The sequence below is a fragment of the Helicobacter cinaedi CCUG 18818 = ATCC BAA-847 genome, from assembly GCF_000155475.1.
Lineage (GTDB): Bacteria > Campylobacterota > Campylobacteria > Campylobacterales > Helicobacteraceae > Helicobacter_C > Helicobacter_C cinaedi.
The window spans coordinates 1-1,860 of sequence record NZ_DS990412.1 but is presented as its reverse complement, the minus strand read 5'-3'; the positions used below and the strand labels follow the sequence as shown (position 1 = coordinate 1,860).

The window sequence follows — 1,860 nt, the reverse complement described above, 5'->3', positions numbered from 1 at the left end:
AAGCCTTTTGAAAAATTAAAATATGCTCTTTTTTATTTTTAGTGCGAAAAGCACTTGAAAAAGAGCGACTTGTTTTATCTAGCTCACTATAAGAATGCTTAATAAGTTTCCATTGAAAAACTTCACACAATGATACCAATTCATCTTTTGCGTGATAGATTTTCCCAGCAATTTTTCCATCACCCATAATTATTACAACAAAGCCGTGTCGTTTTAAAATCTTATTGCATTCAAAAAAAATTTCAAATAAATCCTTATTAAATTTCTCTTTTGGTAATTTTAGGCTTGAATATTCCCTTCTTGAACCTATTTCATTATCCATAGAAAACTTCACATTAAAATCAAGCCACAACATTCTGTGTTTATGATAAAGATAGTAATCATAGGTGTTTGGATAAGGTGGGGAAGTAAGAATGAGTGATACTTCACTATTAAATTTCTTAGTAAGTGTTTTGGAATTATGTAAAAACATAGCACAATGATTATCATTTAAATTTAAATTTTCATAAAGTGCGATAGATTGATGTAGTTTTTCATTAAATTTATCAAAAATAAAAGATTTATTTATGTGTGGCTTTTTAATCGCTGCATATCTCGTATCAGAATCTTGATTTGAAGCAATATTGATAATTGATGAAAAAACCATATATAAGAATATTTTATAGCTATGATTGTTTTCCACAAAATTATTTATTTGTTCTTTTATACTTGATAAAGATTCTATACTTTGTCGTTCAAACCAATGCGAAATATTGTCGTAATTATGTAGTATATTAGCAATATATGAAGAGTCTGGCTGAAATTCCTTAAGGTATTTTAAATCATTAACATTTAAATACAAAATCTTAGATTGAGATAAAATATAGGCGATATAGTTTATATCAAACCCTATCGCATTTCTTTTTAAAATTCTTGAAGCCAGAAGAGTTGTGCCACTTCCACAAAATGGATCAAGCACAATATCGCCTTGTTTTGAATAATTTGAAATATAATGCAGTGCTATATCAATAATAAACTTTGCTGGATAAGGGTGGATTCTATCAAGTTTTCTCAAAAGATTTATATCATATTTACACATTAAGGCTTCCTAAGCACAACGATAAAGGAATGATTTTGATTGACATAAAATACGCTAGGATAGCCAAGTAATACTAGCCTACGCCTTTCATTTTGATCCCAAATAATCAAATCGTGATACTTAAACCCAGCCTTTACTCCAGCATTAGCAATGTTGGAATGCAAATCAACATAAGGAATTTTATTTCTTGTATCTCTATAATCCTTAACCACCCATACATTATAACCATTGCTTTTAGTTTTTGTATAAAGCTTTTGCATAAACTGCAAAACCGCATTCATATAGCTATCAAAATCCATATTGCCAAAGTCCCGTGTATCTCTTGAATATATTTTTGTAGTTGCGTTATTGTCTATTACAAATGCTGATTTTTTGTGCCTTTTTGTTCTATCATCTACTACCTTATGAATTAAATCTGCATAGGGAGGTGAAGTTATTGTAAGTTGCAACGAATTGTTTTCCAACTCCTCTACAAGCTCTAAACAATCCCCTTGTTTTATGTTATATTTATTTTTATCAAAAAGACTAGAATCTTGTCTAAGAGATGTTAAGGCAACTTCATAAAATTCCATATTAAGCTCAAAACCTATAAAATCTCGCTCTAGACTTAAAGCACTTCTTGCACTCGTGCCTGTGCCTAAAAATGGATCTAGCACAATATCGCCTTTTGTTGAGTATAGAGATATTACTCTATCGCTTAGTTTTTGTGGAAAGGTTGCTCCGTGCTTTAAAGCATTTTTGGATCTTGGCGATGAAAGATCATTCCACACGCTACGAGAATT

At 30.3% G+C, this 1,860-nt stretch carries 2 protein-coding genes; both read right to left on the bottom strand.

Features of this window, described 5'->3' with window-relative positions; genetic code table 11:
* Window positions 1–1,078: DNA methyltransferase C1 (locus tag HCCG_RS11315; protein ID WP_002957684.1), on the bottom strand; the 1,078-nt coding region annotated here is incomplete at its 3' end.
* Window positions 1,078–1,860, bottom strand: a 783-nt coding sequence (locus tag HCCG_RS11310; protein ID WP_050754596.1) for a DNA methyltransferase, incomplete at its 5' end; no start/stop codon positions are given. The genes HCCG_RS11310 and HCCG_RS11315, both read right to left, overlap by 1 nt.